Source organism: Arthrobacter sp. GW460-12-1-14-TSB2 (assembly GCF_059423525.1).
The window spans coordinates 1-5391 of the sequence record NZ_JBWKYC010000046.1 but is presented as its reverse complement, the minus strand read 5'-3'; the positions used below and the strand labels follow the sequence as shown (position 1 = coordinate 5391).

General features: G+C 66.5%; 1 protein-coding gene. It reads left to right on the top strand.

The features are described 5' to 3' along the window. Positions 1-5100: Ig-like domain-containing protein (locus tag AC07YR_RS23145; protein ID WP_494735401.1), on the top strand; the 5100-nt coding region annotated here is incomplete at its 5' end. Between the last annotated feature and the right edge of the window lie 291 nt (positions 5101-5391).

Genomic DNA, 5391 nt, shown 5'->3' with positions numbered 1-5391 from the left:
GATGTGAACTCGGGCAATGTGTGGCTGGTCAACCAGAACATGCAGCTGGTCAACAACTGGGACGACGTCATCCCGCCGCAACAGACCTCCGATGATGCCGACAAGGACTCCGCGGACGAAGTCCAGCAGACCGTGCTGCCTGACCGGACCAAGCCCAACAGCGCACCGGTCGCCAAACCGGACACCTTCGGCGTCCGCGCGGGCAAGACCGCCATCCTCCCCGTCCTGGACAACGACACCGATCCCGACGGCGACATCCTCACCGTCCGCGCTCCGGACGCCATCAGTTCCGGCGTCCTCGCGCCGATCTACGGCTCCACCGGTTTCCAGGTCAGCGTGCCGGCCGACAAGACCGGCTCCGAGACGTTCAAATACACGGTCGACGACGGCCGCGGTCTCACAGCGTCCGCCGACGTCACGCTCAACATCATCCCGCCGGGGGAGAACTCCGCCCCGCGCCAGAAGCCGAACCGGAACACCACCCTGGTGGTGCAGTCCGGCAAACTCGTGAGCCAGAACATCCTCACGGACTGGACCGATCCGGACGGCGACGACCTCTACGTGGTCAGCGCCAGTGGCAGCGACCCCCGCGACCAGGTCAAGGCACGGCCGGACGGCCTGCTCAGCTTCCAGGACGCCGGCTCCGAGCCCGGCCGCAAAGTGGTCACCCTGACGGTGTCCGACGGCCAGTCCACCGCCGAGGGCAAGGTCACCGTGGACGTGCGCGCACCGGGCGCGCTTCCGCCCATAGCCAACGCGGACCACATCACCGCAGTCGCCGGAGTGGACACAGTCATCGCACCACTGAAGAACGACTCGGATCCTCAGGGCGGAGCGCTCCGGCTTGCCCAGGTCTCTCCGGACGGAAACTCCACCGCCACCATGGGCGCGGACCAGCAGACCTTCACCTTCAACTCCACGGCCCAGGGTGCCCACTACGTGTCCTACCTTGTGACCAACGGTCCGGCCAGTGCCCAGCAACTGGTCCGCGTGGATGTGGTTCCCGGCAATGGCGACGGTGCGCCCGTCGCCGTCCGGGACACCGCGCTGCTGCCCAGCGGTGGCAGCGTACTGGTGGATGTCCTCGGCAACGACTCGGACCCCTCCGGCGGCGTGCTGGTGGTCCAGTCCGTCACAGCGGCCGACGGCCAGCCGGTCAGCGCGTCAGTCCTGGACCACTCCGTCGTCCGGATCACCGACATCCGGGCCCAGGGCCAGCTCAACGTCAAGTACACGATTTCCAACGGCAAAGCCTCGGCCGGCGGAGACATCGCCGTGCTGGTGGTACCGGCCCCGGCCAAGCTCCAGGCCCCGCAGGCCAAACCGGACGAGGCCTCGGTCCGGACCGGCGACGTCGTCACCATCCCCGTCCTGGAGAACGACACCGACCCCAACGGCGGCAAGCTCACCCTTGAGCCCGAACCCGCGCAGAAGCCGGACGACGCCGACGGCCGCATGTTCCGCTCCGGCGGCACCCTGCGGTTCATCGCCGGGGACGTGCCCAAGACGGTTTATGCCATTTACAAGGTCACCAACGAATCCGGGCAGTCGGACTCCCAGCAGGTCACCATCCGCATCCGCGCCCGCGATGACGAGCGGAACACCCGCCCCGAGCCGAAGAACCTGACCGCCCGCGTGGTGGCCGGCATGGTGGTGCGCATCCCCGTGCCCCTGGACGGCATCGATTCCGACGGCGACTCCGTGCAGCTGATCGGCGTGGATAAAGCCCCCGCGATGGGAACGGCCGTGGTCAAGGACGGCTACCTCGCGTTCACCGCCACCGGAACGGCCGCCGGCACAGACACCTTCACCTATCGTGTCCGGGACCGGATCGGCGCGGAAAACACCGGCACGGTGATTGTTGGCATCGCCCCGCCGGAAGCCAACAACCAGAAGCCCATTGCAGTGGACGACGCCGTCGACGTCCGGCCCGGCCGCCAGATCGCCGTGGACGCCCTCAGCAACGACTCCGACCCCGACGGGGACCCGATCGGCCTGGTCTCCAACGCGTTCGAGGCCCGCCCGGAGCTCCGCGTTGAGTCCGCCGACGGCGGCAAGGTGCTGCTCACGGCGCCCGGCGCTGCCGCCAACGAGAGCGTCAGCTACAAGGTCCAGGACGACAAGAAGGCCCAGGGGAGCGCGGTGATCCGGGTCCGGGTCAGCCCCGACGCCGCCCTCAAGGCGCCCATCGCACAGGACGATGTGGTCACTCAGGCCGAGACGCTGGGGAAGTCCGCCGTAGACGTCCCGGTCCTGAAAAACGACTCCGACCCCGATGGCGTCGCCGCCGACCTCAAGATCAGCCTGCCCGACGGCAACCCCAACGCGCGCGTCGGAGGTGAGGGCAACGTGCTGGTCAGCCTTGCACCGACGGACCAGCTGGTTCCGTACACCGTCACCGACGTCGACGGCCAAAGCTCGACGGCGGTCATCTGGGTTCCCGGGCAGGGCGAACAGCACCCGTCGTTGGCACGCACCGACGTCGTCGAAGTGATGGCGGGCAAGGAAGCCGCCATCGACCTGAACGAGTACGTCCGCGTCCGGGAGGGGCGCACACCCCGGATCACGCAGGCGGACAAAGTCCGCGTCCAAGGCGCCGATGGCGGAAACGTCATCGCCGCGGACGGAAACGCATTGCGCTACGCCGCGCTCAAGGACTACGTCGGGCCCGGCTCCGTCACTTTCGAAGTCACGGACGGTGCCGGCCCCGACGATCCTCAGGGACTGAAGTCCACCCTGACCGTGATCACCAGAGTGGTTCCGGACCCCAATGCCAACCACGATCCAGTCTTCAGCGGAACCGACCTCGAGGTGCCCCTGGCTGAAACTGCCAGCCTGGAACTGGGCAACCTGGCCAAGGACGTTGACGACGGAGACCAGGAGAAGCTGAAATTCGAGTTTGACGGAACCCTGCCGGAAGGCTTCAGGGCAACGATCGAGGGCCAGACGCTCAGGGTCAGTGCGGAACCCGGCCTGGCCGCAGGCCGGAAGGGCGCCATCCCGCTGAAAGTCACCGACGGCCGCTCGGGTCCGGTGAAAGCCGCCGTGACGGCCACCGTCGTCGCCTCCAACCGGCCGCTCGCTACGGCCAATGAGGATGTCATCGACAAGGCCAACGCCGGCCGGAGTGAGACCATCAACGTCCTCGCCAACGATTTCAATCCGTTCAGCGATGCCCCGTTGAAGATCGCCTCGGTTGCGGTGGAGACCGGTTCCGCCGCCGGACAACCCCTCATTAGCGGGGACTCCATCACGTTCACGCCAGCGGACGGTTCCAAGGGCGTTATGGTGCTCCGGTACACGGTCTCGGACAAGACGGATGACCCGTCACGCCAGGTGAGCGGCAGGGTCCGCGTTACCGTGCGTGACAAACCCGACGCCCCCTCGGCACCGTCCGCCACGGACGTGCGCAGCCGCACCGCCGTCCTGAAGTGGGCTCCGCCGTCGGACAACGGTGCGCAGATCACGAAATACACCGTGCGGTCCAATGGCTTCAGCCAGGACTGCGCCACCACCACCTGCACGCTCAGCGGCCTGACCAATGACGTCAAGTATGTCTTCGCTGTCACGGCCACCAATGACGTCGGTGAGTCGGAATCCTCGCCGCCCTCCAACGAGATCCGGCCGGACGAGAAACCGTCTCCGCCGGAGGCGCCCACGGTCAAAGCGGGCGACAAGAACATGGTGATCGCCTGGCCTGCGGCGAAGACTGAAGGCTCGGCCGTTAAGAGCTACAACCTGGAGATCTCCCCGCCGCCGGCCAGCGGAATCGCCGTGAAGAACGGTGTGACCGGCTTGACCTACACGTGGCCCGGCCTGACCAACGGCGTGCGCTACAAGGTCCGCGCCCAGGCCGTCAACGAGCTTGGCCCGTCCGAGTGGGGCATCTACTCTTCCGAGGACAACCCGGCTGGAGTACCCGCGGCACCGGCGGCACCGACGTCGGCCGTGGCCTCTGCCGTGGGAACCACCAACCAGCTGCGCGTGAACTGGTCCGAACCCGACACCAACGGGGACGCGATCAAGAACTACTACGTCACCATGAGCGGAGGCGGCGGCGCACCGCAAACGCAGACCATCGCGGGCACCGTGCGCACCGCCAATTTCACGGCCAACAATTCCGAAGCTGAGTACACCTTTACTGTCCAGGCCGAAAACAAGGCGGGGAAGGGCGCCGTCAGTCCGCCGTCGGCGCCCCGGCGCGCCACCGGCAAGCTGGGCCAGGTCTCCGGGGTCAGCGCCGCCGCGGCAGACACCGGGGGAGCAGGGCGGCAGGTGACCATCAATTTCAAGGAGCTGACCGCAGCAGAACGCAATGGTTCGGCCCACGGCGAGGTGAGCTACAGCTACAACGCCAGCACCGGCCAGAACGGTCCGATCACGCCAGGGCAGACCGTGGGCGGCTTCACCAACGGTGCCCAGACCACGATTACGGTGATCGCCCACTCCACCGTGGCGCCAAGCTCTAACGCCAGTTCCGGCGCATCGGCCACCCCGTTCGGTTCGCCAGGCACGCCGTCGGCTTCGGGACAGGACGGTGCCATGAACCAGAAGTCCTTGACCTTGAGCTGGTCTTCCCCGTCAACCACGACCAACGACGTCGCGTCGACCTTGATCAGGATTGATGGCGGCGGCTGGGAAAACGTTGCCGCGTCCGGCAGCCGGGTCATCAACACCGGTGGATTCGCTGAGTCCCACCGGATCGACGTGAAAACCGTCAACTCCCTGGGGACCGAGAGCGGAGTGGTTTCCGCGTCCGCCAAGTCCGGGGCGCAAGGCGAATGGATAACAACCGTCGTCAAGGGCACGGACCTAGTGCGCACCTGCACCTTCCAATACGGCAAGGCCAGCTACCGGCCGAACCCGTACTTCGACTGCCAGGGCATCAACAAGGGCGACACTCCGCCGTGGTTCTACGTCAACAGCGGCGAGCGGATCGTGGTCCACTGCTACGTCATGATGAACGACCAATGGACTAACACGCCGGATCAGCCGTTCTATCGGGTCGAGCCGGGATCCAACCGAAACGTGGGCTACTACATGGTTGCGGGGCACTCGCAGCTCGGTCAGCCGTACTCCCACGGGATCCCGCGGTGTTGATGACGGGCGTAGCCGCAGGTCAGGCAGCCGGGGAGAGCTCCCCATCGCGGTCCGCCGGATGGTTGGGTAGGCTGTCGCGGGAAACAGAGAGCCCGGTACCGGGTCTTTGGAAACGCTGCCCTGGGGGCGGCTGCGATTTTGAGGGATTTGAAAACTGGTGACAACTCTGTTCGGCAAGCTGGGTCTCAGGGAACGCCGCAGGAAGTTGGTTTCGGGCACGGTTTTTGCGGTGGCCGGTGCTGCGTTGGTGGCGGGTGCGGTGATTTATCCGGGGTTTAAGACCACTGAGGT